Below are 18793 nucleotides of genomic sequence, written 5' to 3'. Positions count from 1 at the left end.
AAATCATGGGATACCAGCATGCCCTGCAAGGATACATTGCGGCGACGAATACACATCAGTTTGATGAAGTCAGTAAATGGTTATCGCCACATGCCGTATATTGGTTTACGGGAACGTCCTGTACTACCCCTAATGAAATTCGGGCTTACTTTGAGAACGCTTGGGAGACAGTCAAGGAAGAAGTGTACAGTGCTGAAGATGTTAAGTGGATTACGACTAGCAAAGAGCAGGCCGTTTGTATTTATACCTACCACTGGAAGGGGATTTATCAGGGAGAGCCGGCTTATGGCAAGGGTCGTGCCACGAATGTATTTGTTGCTGGGCTTGATGGAGAATGGAAATTAATCCATGAGCATTTAAGCTTGGGTTAGGAGGAAAATAATGTATCATAATGTATCATCCATATCTATATATTTATATCCAAATATTATGATATAATGAAGTTTACTATTTTTATAGGAGATGACTAGTCTGTGGGTAATAGTGTGTGTTTAATAGATTGAGTAAGCTAGTTTGTTGAAATGAAGAATGATATATTTGTGGATTTGCCATACATAGGCTTCTGCAAACAGGACGTAAATGAATATTGTACGATGAAAAGGTGGAGATTGGCATGAAATTGTCGTTCCGGATTTTGGACTGGGAAGAAGAGAGACCCTACGAACTTTTATTGATGGCTGATCCTTCAAAAGCAATTGTTGACGAGTACCTTAGTCGGGGTGTTTGTTTTATTGCCGAGTATGAAGGAGAGATGGTTGGGGAGTTCGTATTGTTGAAGACTCGTCCAGAGACTGCGGAGATTGTTAATATTGCCGTACAGGAAGAACTGCAGGGACAAGGTGTAGGCAAACACATGATTAAGGAAGCGATGGAAGCTGCACGTAGATTGGGCTGCCGGATTCTCGAGATTGGGACGGGCAACTCCAGCTTTCATCAATTGAAATTATACCAACGTTGCGGTTTCCGCATTATCGGGGTTGATCGTGACTTCTTTGTGAGGCACTATGAGGAAGAGATTATAGAGGATGGTATCCGCTGTGTGGATATGATCCGTATGGCTATAGATCTGGATGCTGTTACAGAGGATGAAAAGAAATAGGAAGTATCTGTTAACTTAAATTTGCAGTATCCAAAGAAGCTGCTCGGATAATTCATGTCTGGGCCAGCTTTTTGCTGTGGGTCTCCTGAAGAAAACCCCAATTATTTGTTGAATGTGACGTCAAATGGTTAATGTTTAACTTGACGGTTTGTTTTTGAACATAATGGACCACAATTCAATTAAGGAGGTAAAATGGGAGATCGCAAGCCTATTTTGTTGTAATTAAGCGTTCGTTGTTCTACCCAAATTGATCGATTTATTCGATTCATCTAATTTATGCATCAATTGAACTAAAAATAGGAAATGCTCCTGAGCGTAAAAGTTTATAGAATAGAGAGTAGAACATGGACTTCACTTGAAGAAGAGGAGAAAGTGTAACCTTCGAACGGATCAGGACAGTATTCGACATCTGTGCGACGGTATATACAATCATTGTTTTACTTTGATTTTGAAAACGCAGACAAACCTTGACGGGAGCGTCGGACTAACGTTACTACCACCAACAAGCACGATTATTGGACTTCATGAAAAATTTAGCTTAAAATGTTGAACGAACGCAAATTACGGCTTAGTCAATGATTTCCGTCAAAAACTTATGACTAAATCAAGACGGAGGGAACGTCGATGACGATCGTGGAAGGCAACAAGAAGCCCTGGGAAAGTTACTATGGCCCCAATATGGGATACGTACAGGAACAATATGAATTATTCACTCAAGACCCTGGTTCGGTTACACCGGCCTATCGTGAACTATTTGAACAATGGGGTGCACCCCCGATGTCTGGCAGGGATGCACGGACAATTTCAAATTCCGGCAACGCCCAATTGGCTTCCGGAAACGTAGATATTCAACTATTACAGAAAGCGGTTACAGCGGGCAAACTGGTATGGAACATCCGTACCTATGGTCATCTTGCTGCAGATATAGATCCGCTTGGAATCAGTGAAGATACAGATACATCTTTGCTTGAACCTCAGCATTTTGAATTAAACGAAGAAGATCTGAAAGCTCTACCTGCTTCCCTGATCTGGGAAGGTGCAGATGGGCAGACAGCAACCGGATGGGATGCAATCCAACGCTTGCGTCAGATTTACACTGGACCCATGGCCTATGAATTCAGTCATGTGCACGAAGTTCAAGAGCGTGAGTGGCTGAATCGTCGTGCGGAATCCCGGACATCACCGGCTCCACTTACGCCGAAAGAACGTAAAGCATTGCTGGAACGTTTGGTTGAAGTTGAGCAATTCGAAGATTACCTTCACAAAACATTTGTTGGTCAGAAACGTTTCTCCATCGAAGGTAACGATGTGCTTGTACCGATGCTGGATGAAGCAGTTCGCATCATGGCAGAAGCCGGATCAAGCCACATTCTGATGGGTATGGCCCACCGTGGACGGTTAAATGTACTGGCTCATGTTTTGGGCAAACCGTACAGCAAAATTTTCTCTGAATTTCATCATGCTCCGAACAAAGACATGGTTCCATCGGAAGGTTCGACCGGAATCAACTACGGTTGGACGGGGGATGTCAAATATCATATGGGTGCCAACCGTTTTGTAAAAGACGGGGAAACTGTGCAGGCTCGCCTTACTCTGGCGAATAACCCAAGCCATCTGGAATATGTTAATCCGGTTGTACAAGGGTTTGCGCGTGCGGCTCAGGATGACCGTCGTGACCCTGGATATCCGAAGCAGGACGTTACGAAGGCAGCCACTATTTTGATGCATGGTGATGCAGCATTCCCTGGAGAAGGGATCGTTGCAGAGACGCTTAACTTCAAAGCTCTGCCAGGATATCAGAATGGCGGAACCATCCATATTATCGTCAACAATCGTCTGGGTTTCACTACAGATAGCGGTGATTCCCGTTCAACGTACTACGCAAGTGACCTTGCTAAAGGGTACGAAATTCCAATTGTACACGTGAATGCGGACAATCCGGATGCTTGTATTGCAGCCATCCGTATGGCAGCAGAGTATCGTAATCGTTTCAAAAAGGATTTCCTGATCGACTTGATCGGTTACCGTCGGTACGGCCATAATGAAACCGATGATCCCGAAACGACGCAGCCTATCGTTTATGACAAGGTGAAAAACCATCCAACGGTAAGCCACTTGTATCAGGATCAGTTGAAGCAGGAATCGGTTATCGATGATGCGTCCATTACAAGCATTCGCGATGGGGTAATGAATAAATTAAAAGAAGCTTATGACCAGATGAAGAAAAATGAAGTACATGAATATTACCAACGGAAAATCAGTGAGCCAGAAGCTGTTACGATTACACCTACTGCGGTACCATTGGAGAATCTGCGCAGCATTAATGCAGACCTGCTGAAATGGCCTGAGAACTTCAATGTGTATCCGAAGTTACAGCGGATTTTACAGCGCCGGAGCACTTCCCTGAACGAAGGGGAAAAAGTGGATTGGAGCCTTGCGGAGACACTCGCATTTGCAACCATTCTGGCAGATGGCAAGCCAATTCGGATTAGTGGACAGGATGCTGAGCGCGCTACATTTGCTCATCGGAATCTGGTACTGCATGATTCGGAGAATGGAGCAAAGTTCTGCCCGTTGCATCACTTGCCACAGGCAAGAGCATCCTTTGCAATCTATAACAGTCCGTTGTCTGAAGAATCCGTTGTTGGATTCGAATACGGATATAACGTATATTCACCCGATACACTGGTTATCTGGGAAGCTCAATTCGGTGACTTTGCCAACTGTGCACAAGTTATCTTTGACCAGTTTGTATCATCGGGTCGTGCCAAGTGGTCTCAACAATCCAGTCTGGTGATGTTGCTTCCACATGCGAATGAAGGTCAGGGGCCTGAGCATACGAGTGCCCGCCTTGAGCGCTTCCTGCAGCTTTGTGCCGAAGACAATATGACGGTTGCCAACTTGTCGAGTGCATCTCAGTATTTCCACTTGTTGCGTCGTCAAGCTTCGTTGACTGAAACGGAAGATGCCCGTCCACTTGTGATGATGTCACCGAAAAGTCTCATTCGGAATCCGCGTGTTGCATCACCGGCAGTCGAATTCAGTGAAGGCAAGTTTGAACTTGTGCTGGAGCAAGCCGGACTGGGTACACAGCCGGATCGCGTAGAACGTATTATTTTGTGCAGTGGCAAGATTGCCATCGACCTGGAAGATGCTATTGAAAAAGATAAAGCAGATCGGTCATGGCTTCACATTATCCGTGTGGAACAGTTATATCCGTTCCCGGCAGAAGAGATCAAACGTATACTTGCACGTTTCAGCAATGTAAAAGAACTGGTATGGGTACAGGAAGAAAACAAAAACATGGGTGCCTGGACATACATGGAGCCTCGTCTTCGTGAAGTTGCCCCGGAAGGCACAACCGTTAGATACGAAGGTCGCCCGGAACACGCAAGTCCTTCCAGCGGTTATCAGCTTGTGCATAGTATGGAACAGCAACAGATTATTACATCTGCGTTGAAACAAACGACGAAGAATAATATTCCACTGGGGAGGTAACAGCTGTGAGTGAAATTAAAGTACCTGCAATGGGTGAGTCAATAACTGAGGGAACTGTATCCAGATGGATGGTTAAAGAAGGGGATACCGTTAATCAGGGTGATGTGCTTCTTGAACTGGAAACGGATAAAGTAAATATTGAGATCAGCGCAGAAGAAAGTGGCGTGCTGGAGAAGATCATTCGTCAGGAAGGAGAGACGGTCGAGATCGGTGAAACGATCGGTACACTCTCAGCTGGTTCTGGAGGAGGAAGCGGTGCACCCGCTTCCGAACCAGCAGCAGCTGAAGAGAAAAAGGCCGTTACTCCTGCACCTGAAGCTCCAACACCAGCACCCGTTGCGGCAGCACCGGAGTCATCCGATAGTGCCAAGACGGCTTCACCGTCTGCCCGTAAGCTTGCACGTGAACGTGGTATCGAACTGGATCAGGTTCAGAGCAAAGATCCGATTGGACGGGTATACCAGGATGATGTGAAGAGCCATAACAATCAAGCGCCTGCTCCTGCTGCTCCACCTGCGAGTAAAGCTCCAGCAGCACCAAGTGCTCCGGCAGCTGGAAGTTCTACCTATACCAAACCAGTGGAGCGTCAGCGGATGTCTCGCCGCCGTGCGACCATTGCCAAACGTCTGGTAGAGGCTCAGCAGACAGCAGCCATGTTGACTACGTTTAATGAAGTTGATATGACTGCGATCATGGATGTACGTAAACGCCGTAAGGACAAGTTCAAAGAGAAACATGAGATCAACCTGGGCTTCATGTCCTTCTTCACCAAAGCGGTTGTGGGAGCTTTGAAAAAATTCCCTACAATCAACGCAGAGATTGATGGCGAAGATGTTGTACTCAAAAAGTATTATGATATCGGCATCGCCGTATCTGCGAAGGAAGGACTGGTTGTACCGGTTGTACGTGATGCCGATCGTCTGGGCTTTGCCGAGATCGAGAAGAGCATTGCGGACCTGGCATCCAAAGCTCGTTCCAACACGCTGGCGTTATCTGATCTGCAAGGTGGAACGTTCACCATCACCAATGGTGGAACATTTGGTTCCTTGTTGTCTACGCCAATTCTGAATACACCTCAAGTGGGTATTCTGGGGATGCATAAGATCCAGCTTCGTCCAGTGGCAATTGACGCAGAGCGGATGGAGAACCGTCCAATGATGTACATCGCGTTGTCCTACGATCACCGGATTATCGACGGTAGCGAGGCTGTACGTTTCCTCGTGACCGTGAAAGAACTGCTTGAAGACCCGGAATCCCTGTTAATTGAAGGTTAATCCATAAAGCCTGATTATAGCTATTATTTTATTCATATCGCTTAACAGGAAAACCCCTGAACTGGAGTGCAGCGTGAGCTGTACATCCAATTCAGGGGTTTCTTTTGGCTTTTGTTTGGTATGTTGTCTCCAACTCTAATATATAGAGTCAGCCGTCTCAGTAGGATTTACCGGACTAGGGTGTGTATTCGAGCCAGGGGTATTCCGCTCTAGCCAGTTCACAACGTGCTGAGCCACTTCTGTTCGGTTGATCTCATGCAGCATTTCATGGCGTCCACCCGGATATAGGCGATACTCAATATTCTCCAGATGAAGCTTCTTATACTGGGAGACCAGATTAAGAACGCCTTTGCCATGAAGTCCAACAGGGTCCTTCTCACCTGAGAACAGATATACGGGTTTGTGTTTGGGTATCCGCTCCATATTGTGTGGAAGATGGACTTCAAGCAGCAATTTGAAGAAGTCGCGGAAAAAGCCTGCTGTACATACTGCTCCGCACAGGGGATCATCAATGAATCGCTGAACCTCTTGTTGGTCCCGGGACAACCAATCAAACGGTGTCGTCGCAGGGCGGAAAGAGCGGTTAAATCCACCAAATACAATCGCGTTGAGCAGCATGCTGGGGTGGGTAGCACCCTGAATGCCGCATTGCAAGAAGGCCAGTTTCTCTCCAAACCGGAGCAGACCGCGTCTGCCGTTTGTCCCGGATAAAATAAAGGCATGGTACTGTTCATGACCAGCGTACATGAGATGTTGTACCAAGAATGAGCCCATGCTATGTCCCATTAGAAACAGGGGCACCCCAGGATTCTCCTTGGTGGCTACTTCGCCCAGATTGATCATATCATTCGCCATCCAGCGGAAGGCATCGATACCAGCATTACCAAGCAACTTGGCATTCTCCACAGTTTTGCCATGACCCCGATGGTCATTGGCATAGACCGCGTAACCGTGTCTGGTGAGAAACTCGGCAAATTCTGCGTATCGGGCTGCCGTCTCGCCCATACCATGTGCGATTTGCACTACACCTTTAACGTTGCATTCCGGATCGGGAAGCCAGCGGTACACATGAATACGGGTACCTTCACTAGCGACCAAGGCAAAGGTAGATTCCTGCATCTCGTGTAATTCCTCCTTCACAGGTTACATATAAGCATGATTTAGGGCAGATAAGAGCGAAGAACAGTGGTATTCCCGTTTAATGTATAAGAACCTAGATTAGCTGGCAAGAGATAACATTGTCCAGCTTTCAATACAATGCTGTCTGATCCAGCATGTGCCCACTCCAAAGTTCCTTCTCCTTCACAGACAACGAGAATCGTGAAGCTGTCAGGATTGGTGGAGAGTTCCCACCGTTCAGTCACAATCCCTTTTTCCACCACAAAATAAGGGCATTCCGCAAGCTTGAGCCATTCACCGGGAGTAGCGTTATTTGTTTTCATCGTTGAGGCACCTGAGCCCTCATAGGCGGTGACATTCAATGAGTCTTCAACATGCAACTCACGTGGTTTGCCATCCAGCCCTGGACGATTGTAATCGTATATCCGGTACGTCGTATCCGAGTTTTGCTGAATCTCAGCGACAACGACACCTGCACAGAGCGCATGCACTGTTCCAGCAGGGATAAAGAACGTATCACCAGCTTCTACAGGCACCTGACGAAGGGTATCCATCACCGTGCCGTTTTCTAATGCTTCTTTTAATGTTGCCCGATCAACGCCTTCGTTCAAGCCATAGATGATGTGTGCGCCCGGTTTTGCGTCGAGTACATACCACATTTCTGTTTTGCCAAGCTCGCCAGGAGGAAGTGCCTCATACTCGTCAGTTGGATGAACCTGAACGGACAGGTCATCGTTGCAGTCAAGCAGCTTAATCAGAAGGGGGAAACGGCCGCCTTTTTCAGAGACGCCTTTGGTTCCAAGCCATTCGGTGCCCAGTTGTTCACGAACTTCATCCAGACCCTTGCCAGCCAGTGCTCCATTTAATACCTTGGTTGTACCGTTTGGATGATCCGCAATCATCCATCCTTCTCCGATATGTCCTTCAGGGGGCGTAAGGCCGAATTGCTCCAGCGCACGACCGCCCCACACACGTTCTTTGAATTCAGGTTGGAATTGTAATGGGTATGGCGTAGACATCAGTAATCTCTCCTCTAGTATATGAAATGGTGGATCGCTTTAATCAGTCATGGGCATGTAGTCGCCATGAGCAAACAAGTGAATGCGTTTGCATATGTAGATGTAGAACACAGATCGCAGTAAGAAAAAGCCGTTAATAGCTCGCCTTGCGATTGTGTCTAGTTTATTGTATTTGGTGAACAAAGGAAATTATTTTTTCTCGATTCCGATCAGAAAAGGAGAAGTTTCTCGCTGCAATTGGCGATACATCACAACCTGTGCCTGTTCCACCCGAAGGGCAGAGGACCAGTCCAATACAGCTTCTGCTTCCTGTGCGCCTCCGTCATGACCAGGATAGAGCACAACCGTAATGATGCCGCGAGGACGTAATAAAGCGAGTGCAGCCTCGAGTGCAGCGATTGTGCTGTCTGTCTCGGTGATGATGGAGGAATCTGCACTTTCTGAAGGCAGGTACCCCAAGTTGAACATAACTGCACCAACCGCACCAAGCCATGACTCAGGCACCGCTTCTGCCATTCGATCATGGCTTAATTGAAGCATGGAGATGGAGCCAAGCTTGGCTTCGTCGTTTTGTTTTCGAATCCGGGCCTGTGCCAGCGTGAGGGCTTCACTTTGAATATCGAATCCTATGACTTGACCACGCCTGCCTACTTGTTGTGCCAAAAATAGTGTGTCTGCTCCTGTACCCACCGTTGCATCTATGGCCAGATCACCTGGCTGGAGACGGGAAGCAATCCACTGATGTGCACAGCTGAGAACCGAAAGAAAGCCCATCTATGCTCGCCTCCAATACTTACCTTGCCATGAATCCCGCTCTCGCAGCTCACGATCAATGGAGTTCAACACTTCCCATTTGTTCATGGACCACATCGGTCCAATCAGCAGATCACGCGGTGCGTCGCCTGTAAGACGGTGTACGATCATTTCCGGTGGAAGCATCTCCAGTGTATCTACGATCAGCTTGATATACTCGTCCTGATCCAGAAAACGTAAAAGACCGGCTTCATATTGCTTCACCATTGGTGTTTTGCGCATGAGATGTAACAGGTGAATCTTGATGCCCTGCACATCCATATTGGCGACGGCCCGTCCGGTATCCAGCATCATCTCGTGCGTCTCTTGAGGCAGACCATAGATGATATGTGTGCACACACGTATATTCCGTTTGCGCAGTTTCTCAACCGCCTCTTCGTAACACTTCGTGTCGTGCGCCCGATTAATCAATGTTGATGTGGAATCGTGGATCGTTTGAAGTCCCATTTCAACCCACAGATAAGTACGCTCGTTCAGTTCAGCCAAATAATCAACAACGTCATCTGGCAAACAGTCCGGACGAGTGGCGATGGACAAACCAACAACACCGGGTTGCTCAAGAATTTCTTCAAAATATTCGCGTAGCTCCTCAACTGGAGCGTACGTGTTCGTATAGGCTTGGAAATAGCCAATATAATGGGCTTTAGGCCACTTGAGATGCTGTTTATCTCGAATCGTATTAAATTGGGTGACCAGATCTTCACGTCTGCTGCCGGCAAAATCGCCTGATCCACGCGCACTGCAGAAGGTGCAACCACCTTTGGCAATGGAACCGTCCCGGTTGGGACAGGTGAATCCGGCATCCAGCATCACTTTGAAAACCTTATTGTTAAATTGATCTCGCATCTCATAATTCCAGGTATGGAATCGTTTATCTCCCCACAGGAGAGGGGACTGTAATGCAGGTGCATTCATCTTCAGGGTACTCCTTTGGCTGTCGAGTTACAGTAATCATACGTGAACAAAAGAAGAAGCGCTATGCGATTTCCGTCATAGACGATGGATAGCGATTATAGGTGTCTTCATGAACTTTTATCATTGTATCAAAAAACCAAAAAAAAAGGGAATCGAAACGCAAAAATAGGCCGTAAAATCAAGGGTTTTCCCTTGCTATAGTTTACACCTTATGTTATATTTAAATCAGCGTCAGACACCATCTAATGGGTATTATTCATCATAGCATTTGAATCAACGTTGACGTCATGGACCATACTATACCGTGAGGTGATATGAATGAATTCCCAAGTTAAAAACAAAGAATTGAATCATGTGTCTGTTGAACTGACGGCAGAGGAAGCACTGGCTTTAACAGGTGTTCGTTTTAATGGAAATCCGAAAGTGAAAGCGGCTGCAAGACAAAAAGTTCGCGATGCTTTCGAAAAGACATTTGATTTTTCACACCAAGATAAGGTAGACTATGAACTACTAAAGTAGTTGGACCCCAATTCCAAATAAATCGAAGAGGGAATCTTTGAGATTTGCCCAAAGTGGCAGATCCGAAGATTCCCTTTTCATTGCTCTTTACAATTTGCCAGTTCTTCGGCAAAATAAGTCTGAGACAAGTATGGGACAAACGGAGGAATAAAATGCGTTTACGTGGCAGAAAAGGGATAAGAGAAAATCTGGAGCAACAAGTTGATCTTGTTGTACTGGACCCCAAGCAACATAAAGGGAAATGGTCTGAACTGTTTGGCAATGACCATCCGATCTTCGTGGAATTTGGTATGGGCAAAGGTCAATTTATCAGCCAAATGAGTTATAAATATCCGGAATTTAATTTCATCGGTATTGATATGTATGATGAACTGGTACGTCGTGCCAGTGAGAAAGCTCGTAAAGCGTGGAGTCAGGCTGATGTGGAGACACCTCCTAACCTGAAGCTTGCGCTGGCAAATATCGAACAGATCGAAGAAGTTTTTGAGCCGGAAGAACTGGAACGCATATATCTGAACTTCAGTGATCCTTGGCCAAAAGCAAAGCATGCGCGCCGTCGGTTGACGCACCCGCGCTTCCTGAAGAAATACACGGAATTGCTTAATCCCAAAGGTCAGATTCATTTCAAAACCGATTCGGAAACGCTGTTTGATTTCTCACTCAACGCCATTGCCGACTTCGGCCTGCAAATGACCAATATTTCTTTGAATCTGCATCGTGATGGTTTGAATGAAGAACATGTGATGACAGAGTACGAGCAGAAATTCATGGGTAAAGGTATGAACATTCACCGGGTTGAAGTGATTGTTGGTGAAGAGGCCTTGCGTGAGTATCAGCAGACACGTCTGGACAAGTATAAAGTTCGTGAGGCTTCTGATGGGTCTGGTGAAGATCAGGAACAGGAATAAACTCGAAATCTAACTTAAACTCATTAAAGAAGAGCGACACATGAGGTGAATGGTTCATTCTCATAGGTCGCTCTTTTTTTTGCATTAACAACCCATGTGCAATGCTCCATAAACTCACGTCTGGGATAAATTCAAAAGTTCTCTGAATGAAACTCTTTGCGGCGATAATCGTTTGGTGTAACACCATTGAACTTTTTGAACATGCGATAGAAGTAAGAACTGTTGGTGAATCCGGTTCTCTCGGCAATATCGGCAACGGAGTTCTCTGTCTCTATCAATAGATGCTGGGCCTTGGCTATGCGGGTTTCGTTAATCACATCTGTGAGCCCTTTCAGGGTGAGTTGTTTATAGAGTCTGCTCACATAGATAGGTGACATACCCAGTTCATCTGCAATGGAGGTTAGACAGAGATTAGGGTCCGCATAGTCCCGCTCAATAATGCCATTGATTTTACGAATTAACTCTTCATGCTTCAGTGTACGTTTCTCCTCGACTTTGGAACCAAGCTCTTCAAACATCCGATAGAAGTGTTCATGCACTTCACTGATGTCTTCCGCGTCTTTGACAGGCAGCATTAGACCATCCGAGACTGAATCAAGCGTGAGTTGATTATTCTTCTTGAGGGTATTTCGTACATGGTTCAGTGTCATCGTCAGATGGGATAAGGCTAGCTGGAAGACGGTAAACGGATAGGCGGCTGTCTCGCCGACGATGTCTGCATAGACTTGTTTTGCTTCTTGTGTCTTACCTGTCATTAGATGATCAACAAGCTGTCTTTCCTTACCTGCCGGGAATGCGTACTCCTTGGCGTGATAAGCCATGATGTCAGAGGTATAGATCAGACAGCCCGGTCCCATGAACAAACGATGCAAGGAGGCTTCGGCTGATCTGGAGTAGGATGCAATGCTGTCTTCCAATGAATCTTCTTCCGTACCGATCGTACAGGAGATGGAGCATTTCAAATGGGTCATTACAGCTGCCTGCATCATACGCAGCAGCTCTTCGATTCGATTAGGGGCAGGTTGCCCAAGTTCATGGTTTTCCGCTTTTTCATTAAAAATCAGTGTGATCAGATCACCGCCCATGTCCACAGCTTCCGCATTGTAGTGGAGATCGGCTGTCTCGGTGCAGATGTTCATCATGGCGTATTTTACAAGCTGAGTCTCATCACGATACGTTTCACAGAATTCGGTAAAATGGTCAATACGCAGCAACACAAGTCTGGATGCACGCTGAACATCAATGGAGGAACCATAGAACTTCATCCGTTCTTCCAGCATACCTCCAGTTACTGTTTCGCGGCCCTGCAGTGCCCCTCGCAGAAAATCCTGCCGTAACAAATGAAGACTGCCACGTCGCTCTGCTTCCATCACACGTAAACGAACAAGCACCTTATCAATAGGGTGGTATAGTTTTCGGGACACCAGGTAAGAGAGCAGCAACCCTGCGAAGAGAAGTCCAACACAAAACAGAACAGTATGTGTGCGCATACTCCGTATATCTGAGGTAATCAGATCATAAGGTGTTATTCTCACATAACGCCAACCCAGGTCATCGGGAGCGGTATAGGTGATAAGGGATTTTTCTCCGTCGACCTTCTCGGTAAAGTAAGCTGACTGCTCCGTATCCTGCATAATTGGCTTCATAAAAGCTTCGCTGGAGAGATTTTTCATCAATGCACGGTCGCCAAAGTCAGATAAAAGGTCTCCATTCTCATTCACGATAAAGGTTTTGCCTGGTTGATCCACAGCATTCATATTCGGACTAAGCCAATCATCCTTGATATTAACGATGACAGCATAGTTTAATTTCGCGTTGTCATTGATCGTGTCGTAACAGAGATAGGTGTAGCTGTTAACCTCTGTTGCTTCGGTAGACCCGACCTGATATGTACGCGGGATGGGGACAAAAGGTTTATAGTCATGGAAGTGTTGGAGGATGTTTGTAATCCCCTGATCGTCGATCTTCGAGACGGACTGCTGCCCATTACGCACGTTGGAACTGATAAAGAACTCATTACTTTTGGAGTTATATACATAGATGGATTCAATAAAGGGAAGGGACATGCGGTAGTTGTCTAGTTGCTCCATCGCCGATGTGATTTCATAGATATTTGGTTTGGAATAAAGCAGTAATGAAGAGATGGTGTAGTCCTGATAAATCTGATATGACAATGATTTTGCAGTCTCCGTCATTTTGGCCACTTCACGGCTGGTCTGTGTAAGACTGTTCATATCTGTACGATACACCTGGCGAAGCGCAATCCGATTATAGTTGACATACAAAATAGAAGAAGCCACAAGTAAGGTAGCGACGGTACTGATAATAATGCCGATCAAAATCCGTGTGAAGACCTTCTGACTGTCCTCTGAACGTTTACGCATTCTTCTTCCCCCTCGAACCTCCTGTTTTGGGTGAACAACATAGAACTTCATATACATACGTTAGGCTTCATATATGGATGAGCAGAAGAGCAAGAGTAACTTGAATTATATATTATGTATGCGTTTACATCAATGCTGGACAGGCTGTTTTGCCTGTTTTCTCTACAGAAAGTTCAACTTTCGCTGGATTGTTCACTAGGTGTAGCCTATGCACGATATCAATATTTGTGAACGGATGTGTATGAAGGTCTGTTCATTTCAGAGTTCGTTCATTTTGTTCATAGTTCATTTCGCAGAATCGTTCATTTTCTGACGGGAAGCTTCAGTATCCGTGAGCGAAGAGAGCATCTACAATAAAAAGAGAGCTCCACCACGCAGCACCGCAAGAAATTCGGGAGGGATCGAGCCATGCTCAAAGAATTGAACAAAAACAAAATCATGTTTCTGATGCTGTTGCCCACGCTGATCTTTTTTCTGATTAACTCGTATTTTCCGATGGTCGGCATCTATTATGCGTTTACCCGGTATGATTTTGAAGGCGGATTATTTGGCAGTCCATTTGTTGGTCTGGAGAACTTTAAGTTCCTGTGGCAATCCGGAATGCTGCTGAAGCTCACAACCAATACCGTGGGTTACAATCTCGCCTTCATTATATTAGGAAACGGTCTGGCGATCTTCTGTGCGATCATGCTTAGCGAGATCCGGGGCAGGTTATTCAAAAAAATCACGCAATCCGTCATGTTCTTGCCGTATTTCATCTCATTTGTACTATTGAGTGTAATCGCTTACAACATGTTTAACTATGAGTCAGGTTTCGTGAACACAGTACTCAAACGTTTCGAGGCCGGCCCGGTCGACATTTATAACACACCCTGGGTCTGGGTGTTTCTGATCATCATCTTTTATCTGTGGAAAAATCTTGGATACAGCATGGTCATCTATCTGGCTGCCATAACGGGGATCAGTGACGAGTATTATGAAGCTGCCCGAATCGACGGGGCCAATATATTTCAGCGGATCTGGTACATTACGGTACCAATGCTGAAGCCAACCTTTGTCATCCTGCTGTTGTTCTCACTCGGCAGCATTATGAAGGGGCAGTTTGACCTGTTCTATCAACTGATCGGTAACAACGGGGTGTTGTACAACGCTACAGATATTATTGATACGTATGTGTATCGTTCACTGAAAGTAACGTTTGATATCGGGATGGCAACTGCTGCTGGTCTGTATCAGTCCTTGTTTGGATTCATTTTGATCATGACCGTCAACTATATTATTCGCAAAGTAAATGAGGACTACGCCTTGTTCTAGAACGCCCGCAGGGCAGGAGGGAGAACGATCATGAACACGCCAATGAATACTCACACTCGAACGAATACTCGTCTCAGAGATTCGGAATTCACTTTCATGTTTCAACTGATCTCCTACAGCTTCATCATCATTTTATCAATCATGTGCTTGCTACCGTTTCTGCTGATTCTATCCGGTTCATTCAGCAGCAACGAGTCCATTGTGAGGGATGGCTATCACCTCTTTCCAACGGACTTTTCCCTGGAAGGTTACAAAATGGTGTTCAAATTCCCGACTCAGGTACTCAAGGCTTATGGGGTAACGGTCTTTACAACGGTGGTGGGGACTACGCTAGGGCTGTTCCTCATCACGATGGCCGGATTTGTGCTCCAGCGTAAGGATTTTAAATATCGGAACACGTTCTCGTTTTTTATCTACTTCACAACCCTGTTTGGTGGGGGACTTGTACCTTGGTACATTATGCTGGCGAACTACTTCAATCTCACAGATACTTACACCGTACTGATTTTCCCAGGGTTGATGACGCCATTTCTCATTATCCTGATGAAAAACTTCATTCGCTCGGCAGTACCGGATGAATTGATTGAGTCCGCCAAAATGGATGGAGCGAATGACTTCCGCATCTATTTCAGCATTGTGTTGAAACTGGCGATGCCTGGTATCGCAACCGTAGGTCTGTTTCTGGCACTGGGTTACTGGAATGACTGGTTTACCTCATCCCTCTTCATTAACAACCCGGATATGTACCAACTGCAATTTTATCTCTACAACACGATGAACACGATTACATTCATTGACCAGATGGCAATTGGCACAGGGATCACGCTCAGTCAGGATGTGCCTACTGAATCAACCAAGATGGCAATGGCGATCGTTGTAACGGGACCGATTTTGTTCCTGTATCCGTTTGTACAACGTTATTTTGTTAAAGGACTCACCATTGGTGCAGTGAAAGGTTAGAACGTGAACACGCTGTGGGTGTCAGGCCATTGACATCATTTCCGGTCTGAAACATGGCGAGTCTGCGCTAACATATAAAGGTTCACCACAAAAAGGGAGGATGCGTATGCGTAACAAAACAATTCGGCACCTGTCTCTGGTACTTGCCCTGATGTTGTTCGCCGGGGTACTTGCCGCATGTAATAACGGTTCGGGGGGATCGACGCAAGGAAGTGAGCAGGGAGGAACATCCGGGAACAAAGGCGAGAAAGTCACGCTTCAATTTTACATGCTTGGGGATGCTCCGAAAGATCTGCCTGTCATTGAATCCGAGATCAATAAGCTGGCGGAGGCTGATCTGAACGTCAATGTGAAATTCAACTACACCTCATGGACCGACTGGGATCAAAAATATAAACTGCTGCTGTCTTCCGGACAGCCGATCGATCTGATCTTCACAGCGGATTGGACATTCTACCAGTCCTATGCCAAGAAGGGCGCGTTCCTGCCACTGGATGAAATGCTGCCTACAGCAGCGCCAGCACTGAAGGCTCATGTACCTGATGACATGTGGGATGCTGTCAAAATCAATGACAAAATCTACACTGTTCCATCCACTTGGATTGAGTATGTAACCGAGGGAATTGCGTATCGTGAGGACTTGCGCGAGAAGTACAATCTTCCGAAACCGGAGTCATTGGAGACGCTCGAAGCGTATCTGGAGGGCATCAAAGCCAACGAACCGAATATGATTCCGATTGCGGATAGCAATGCCAACCATACCCATGGTATTCGTCAATTGACATCCAAGCTGGTTAATACAGCAGGTCAACTTCCATATGGACTGGATATTATGTATGATACACCATCAACCGTGACGTCCTACTGGGGATCCGCGCAACACCTGGAAGACCTGAAAACATACAAACGTTGGATGGACAAAGGATTTTTCCCGAAAAACGTACTGAATGTAAAAGATACATCCAACTCGTTGCTGCAAAATGGCAAAGCGGCTGTTGTTCTGTCCGGGGAGAATCCTAACAAATTTAATGCAGATGTAATCAAGGTGCAGTCTACGCATCCAGATTGGAAACTGGCTTATTTCCCGTATCCGAATGCAAAAGGGTTTGCACAACCGGTTCACCCGATCCACAATGGTTTTGCGATTCCGCGTAGCAGTAAAAACCCGGAAAAAGCATTGGCATTTTATGAGAAACTTGTGACAGACAAACGATATAATTGGTTGACTGAATACGGCGTTGAGGGCAAAAACTTCGAGGTAGATAATGGATACTACAAAATGGTCGGAGATGCACAGACGAATGGCTTCCCGCGTGAGGGCATGAATGGCTGGGCTTGGCGTAATCCGGAATTCATGCTCTATGATAAAACCTTTGATGATGTCCTGACCATGTTTGAAGATCTCGACAAAATCAAAAAGCCGGATATCTATACCGGATTTGCTGAGGACTGGACTCCGTACCAAGCCGAGAAGGCTGCATTGGAGCAAGTGGAAAAACAATATTTATACCCGCTTAATGTAGGTTTGGTGGCAGACGTAGAGGCTGGATTGAACACATTTATGGAGAAGGCTAAACAAGCAGGATTGGAAAAAATTCAGGCAGAATACACCAAGCAGTGGCAGGAGTACTTGAAGTCAGCAGGCATTCAATAATTTGTACTTTCCTTCATAAAGAAAAGGTGCCTTCGGATTTGAAGGCACCTTTTCAATGTGATTGCAGGCTTGTTTGAAGCCGTTGGTTAGAGGCATGATTGGACGAAGACTACGGGAAGCAGCACTCTATTCGGATAAATTCATAAACCGGCCTCTTCTGCGGATGAAGGACGAACGTCCTCCAGCAGATCAATAATACTTTGAGCGCTTTGCATCGGATGAACCTTGGCGATTTCCGCCAGATGACGTTTGCGTTTACGTACAACATCGGGGTAGTGATGGAGCAGCTTGTTCATCCATTTGACCACTATGTCGAGTGAAGTTATGGGTTCTCCCAACCCTCTTGCTGTAAAATAATGGACGTTTTCTTCTTCCTGACCAGGTATAGGGTTGTGGAACAACATTGGAATTCCTTTGGCCAAGCCTTCGCTGCATGTCATTCCCCCAGGTTTGGTGATCAGCAGGTCGGATACTTCCATCAATTTGTCCACTTCGTTGGTGTACCCCATAATGTGAATGTTTTCCTTGCGATACATGGGGTTCTGTTCCATGCTAATCCGTGCTTTATCATTGCGTCCCAGACAGAAAATGATCTGAATATCTTCATGCCAGCGTGTCAGCAACGGATGGACCAGCTTGTCGCTGAGCATTCCCCAACCGCCGCCCATCACCAGTACAGTGGGCATGTTCTTAAGGTTGAATCTGCTTCGGATCTCTTCTCGCCCGGGATGCTCCCAGAAATTTGGATGCACCGGAATGCCCGTGACTCGAATGTTGTCTGTAGGTACGCCGCGTAGCATTAGTTTGGACTTAACCTCATCTGAAGAAACCATATAAAGGTCTACTTCACGGTTAATCCACGTCCCATGTGCATCATAGTCGGTGATGACTGTGCATAGGGGAACCTGTACACCCAGACGCTTCAGTCTGGATATGACAGCACTTGGAATCGGATGGGTACAGACGATCGCATCGGGACGTAACTGGCGCACAACGCTGCGTGTATGTGTATAGAACAGTTTATGCAGCGCCAGTGTTGTCAGCCTGTTCAATGATTTTTTATATTGGTGTCTGTATACGTATCCGACAAGTTTGGGTTGGTTGGTAACCGTTTTTTTGTATGCTGTTATAATCAGAGGTGCTACCTTGGGATTTAAGAAACTTCCCAGTTCAAGTACTTTCGTCTGCACGTCTGGCGAGAGCTTTCGCAAATGGCTGGACAGTGCATAGGCGGCTTGAGTATGACCCGTACCAAAGCCTTCAGATAATAGTAATACTCTTTTTTTCTCCACGCTTGCTTCACCTGTTCCTGCTAGG

General features: G+C 46.1%; 15 protein-coding genes. 9 read left to right on the top strand and 6 right to left on the bottom strand.

All coding sequences use genetic code 11. The features are described 5' to 3' along the window. Positions 1–5 precede the first annotated feature (5 nt). From J7E78_RS14735 to odhB, 4 genes are all read left to right on the top strand, one after another. A complete protein-coding gene (locus J7E78_RS14735; protein WP_215076996.1) occupies positions 6–371 on the top strand; it encodes a YybH family protein in 366 nt (121 codons plus the stop codon). A 242-nt stretch (positions 372–613) separates the two neighbouring features. Continuing rightward, positions 614–1099 (top strand): GNAT family N-acetyltransferase, encoded by a 486-nt coding sequence (locus J7E78_RS14730; RefSeq protein ID WP_076209233.1) that lies wholly within the window; start codon positions 614–616, stop codon positions 1097–1099. A gap of 624 nt (positions 1100–1723) precedes the next feature. Beyond that, positions 1724–4597 (top strand): 2-oxoglutarate dehydrogenase E1 component, encoded by a 2874-nt coding sequence (locus tag J7E78_RS14725; protein WP_215076995.1) that lies wholly within the window; start codon positions 1724–1726, stop codon positions 4595–4597. A gap of 5 nt (positions 4598–4602) precedes the next feature. Beyond that, positions 4603–5871: a 2-oxoglutarate dehydrogenase complex dihydrolipoyllysine-residue succinyltransferase gene (odhB, locus tag J7E78_RS14720; RefSeq protein WP_215076994.1), complete on the top strand. Its 1269-nt coding sequence runs from the start codon at positions 4603–4605 to the stop codon at positions 5869–5871. Between the two features lie 135 nt (positions 5872–6006). Here odhB and J7E78_RS14715 read toward each other — a convergent pair whose 3' ends face one another. From J7E78_RS14715 to mnmL, 4 genes are all read right to left on the bottom strand, one after another. Next, positions 6007–6990 (bottom strand): alpha/beta fold hydrolase, encoded by a 984-nt coding sequence (locus tag J7E78_RS14715; RefSeq protein WP_215076993.1) that lies wholly within the window; start codon positions 6988–6990, stop codon positions 6007–6009. Positions 6991–7031: 41 nt separating this feature from the next. After that, positions 7032–8009 (bottom strand): type I phosphomannose isomerase catalytic subunit, encoded by a 978-nt coding sequence (locus tag J7E78_RS14710; RefSeq protein WP_215076992.1) that lies wholly within the window; start codon positions 8007–8009, stop codon positions 7032–7034. Between the two features lie 189 nt (positions 8010–8198). Continuing rightward, positions 8199–8783, bottom strand: coding sequence for a tRNA 5-(aminomethyl)-2-thiouridylate-methyltransferase MnmM (gene mnmM / locus J7E78_RS14705; RefSeq protein WP_215076991.1), 585 nt, complete (start codon positions 8781–8783; stop codon positions 8199–8201). Continuing rightward, positions 8784–9737, bottom strand: coding sequence for a tRNA modification radical SAM protein MnmL/YtqA (gene mnmL, locus J7E78_RS14700; RefSeq protein ID WP_036669734.1), 954 nt, complete (start codon positions 9735–9737; stop codon positions 8784–8786). It abuts the gene before it with no gap. Positions 9738–10055: 318 nt separating this feature from the next. On the opposite strand from mnmL, the gene J7E78_RS14695 reads away from it, so the two are divergent. Both J7E78_RS14695 and trmB read left to right on the top strand, forming a co-directional pair. Further along, on the top strand, positions 10056–10256 hold the full coding sequence (locus J7E78_RS14695) for a hypothetical protein (RefSeq protein WP_017689675.1): 201 nt from the start codon (positions 10056–10058) through the stop codon (positions 10254–10256). A 152-nt stretch (positions 10257–10408) separates the two neighbouring features. Further along, entirely contained in the window at positions 10409–11164 is a 756-nt protein-coding gene (gene trmB / locus J7E78_RS14690) for a tRNA (guanosine(46)-N7)-methyltransferase TrmB (RefSeq protein WP_215076990.1), read from the top strand. A 131-nt stretch (positions 11165–11295) separates the two neighbouring features. Here trmB and J7E78_RS14685 read toward each other — a convergent pair whose 3' ends face one another. Further along, positions 11296–13548, bottom strand: a complete 2253-nt coding sequence (locus tag J7E78_RS14685) for an AraC family transcriptional regulator (RefSeq protein ID WP_215076989.1) — start codon at positions 13546–13548, stop codon at positions 11296–11298. Positions 13549–13956: 408 nt separating this feature from the next. Between J7E78_RS14685 and J7E78_RS14680 the strand changes: the two genes are divergently transcribed. From J7E78_RS14680 to J7E78_RS14670, 3 genes are all read left to right on the top strand, one after another. Next, positions 13957–14862 carry an ABC transporter permease gene (locus J7E78_RS14680; RefSeq protein WP_215076988.1) on the top strand — a complete coding sequence of 302 codons (906 nt, stop codon included), beginning with the start codon at positions 13957–13959 and terminating at the stop codon, positions 14860–14862. Positions 14863–14958: 96 nt separating this feature from the next. Continuing rightward, entirely contained in the window at positions 14959–15822 is an 864-nt protein-coding gene (locus tag J7E78_RS14675) for a carbohydrate ABC transporter permease (protein ID WP_397330578.1), read from the top strand. Positions 15823–15922: 100 nt separating this feature from the next. Then, positions 15923–17476 (top strand): ABC transporter substrate-binding protein, encoded by a 1554-nt coding sequence (locus J7E78_RS14670; RefSeq protein WP_397330574.1) that lies wholly within the window; start codon positions 15923–15925, stop codon positions 17474–17476. 140 nt (positions 17477–17616) lie between these two features. Here J7E78_RS14670 and J7E78_RS14665 read toward each other — a convergent pair whose 3' ends face one another. Then, on the bottom strand, positions 17617–18768 hold the full coding sequence (locus J7E78_RS14665) for an MGDG synthase family glycosyltransferase (protein WP_215076985.1): 1152 nt from the start codon (positions 18766–18768) through the stop codon (positions 17617–17619). Between the last annotated feature and the right edge of the window lie 25 nt (positions 18769–18793).

The sequence above is a fragment of the Paenibacillus polymyxa genome (assembly GCF_018614975.1).
Taxonomy (GTDB): Bacteria; Bacillota; Bacilli; order Paenibacillales; family Paenibacillaceae; genus Paenibacillus; species Paenibacillus polymyxa_E.
The sequence above is the reverse complement of the archived record's forward strand: the minus strand, read 5'-3'. Positions and strand labels throughout refer to the sequence as shown.

What these genes read in the sequence shown, in the direction of transcription:
- J7E78_RS14675 (WP_397330578.1), top strand. Translation starts at nt 14,959, where the DNA reads ATGTTTCAACTGATCTCCTACAGCTTCATCATCATTTTATCAATCATG.
- J7E78_RS14715 (WP_215076993.1), bottom strand. Translation starts at nt 6,990, where the DNA reads ATGCAGGAATCTACCTTTGCCTTGGTCGCTAGTGAAGGTACCCGTATT.
- J7E78_RS14670 (WP_397330574.1), top strand. Translation starts at nt 15,923, where the DNA reads ATGCGTATGCGTAACAAAACAATTCGGCACCTGTCTCTGGTACTTGCC.
- trmB (WP_215076990.1), top strand. Translation starts at nt 10,409, where the DNA reads ATGCGTTTACGTGGCAGAAAAGGGATAAGAGAAAATCTGGAGCAACAA.
- J7E78_RS14680 (WP_215076988.1), top strand. Translation starts at nt 13,957, where the DNA reads ATGCTCAAAGAATTGAACAAAAACAAAATCATGTTTCTGATGCTGTTG.
- J7E78_RS14735 (WP_215076996.1), top strand. Translation starts at nt 6, where the DNA reads ATGGGATACCAGCATGCCCTGCAAGGATACATTGCGGCGACGAATACA.
- J7E78_RS14730 (WP_076209233.1), top strand. Translation starts at nt 614, where the DNA reads ATGAAATTGTCGTTCCGGATTTTGGACTGGGAAGAAGAGAGACCCTAC.
- J7E78_RS14695 (WP_017689675.1), top strand. Translation starts at nt 10,056, where the DNA reads ATGAATTCCCAAGTTAAAAACAAAGAATTGAATCATGTGTCTGTTGAA.
- J7E78_RS14710 (WP_215076992.1), bottom strand. Translation starts at nt 8,009, where the DNA reads ATGTCTACGCCATACCCATTACAATTCCAACCTGAATTCAAAGAACGT.
- mnmL (WP_036669734.1), bottom strand. Translation starts at nt 9,737, where the DNA reads ATGAATGCACCTGCATTACAGTCCCCTCTCCTGTGGGGAGATAAACGA.
- J7E78_RS14725 (WP_215076995.1), top strand. Translation starts at nt 1,724, where the DNA reads ATGACGATCGTGGAAGGCAACAAGAAGCCCTGGGAAAGTTACTATGGC.
- J7E78_RS14685 (WP_215076989.1), bottom strand. Translation starts at nt 13,548, where the DNA reads ATGCGTAAACGTTCAGAGGACAGTCAGAAGGTCTTCACACGGATTTTG.
- mnmM (WP_215076991.1), bottom strand. Translation starts at nt 8,783, where the DNA reads ATGGGCTTTCTTTCGGTTCTCAGCTGTGCACATCAGTGGATTGCTTCC.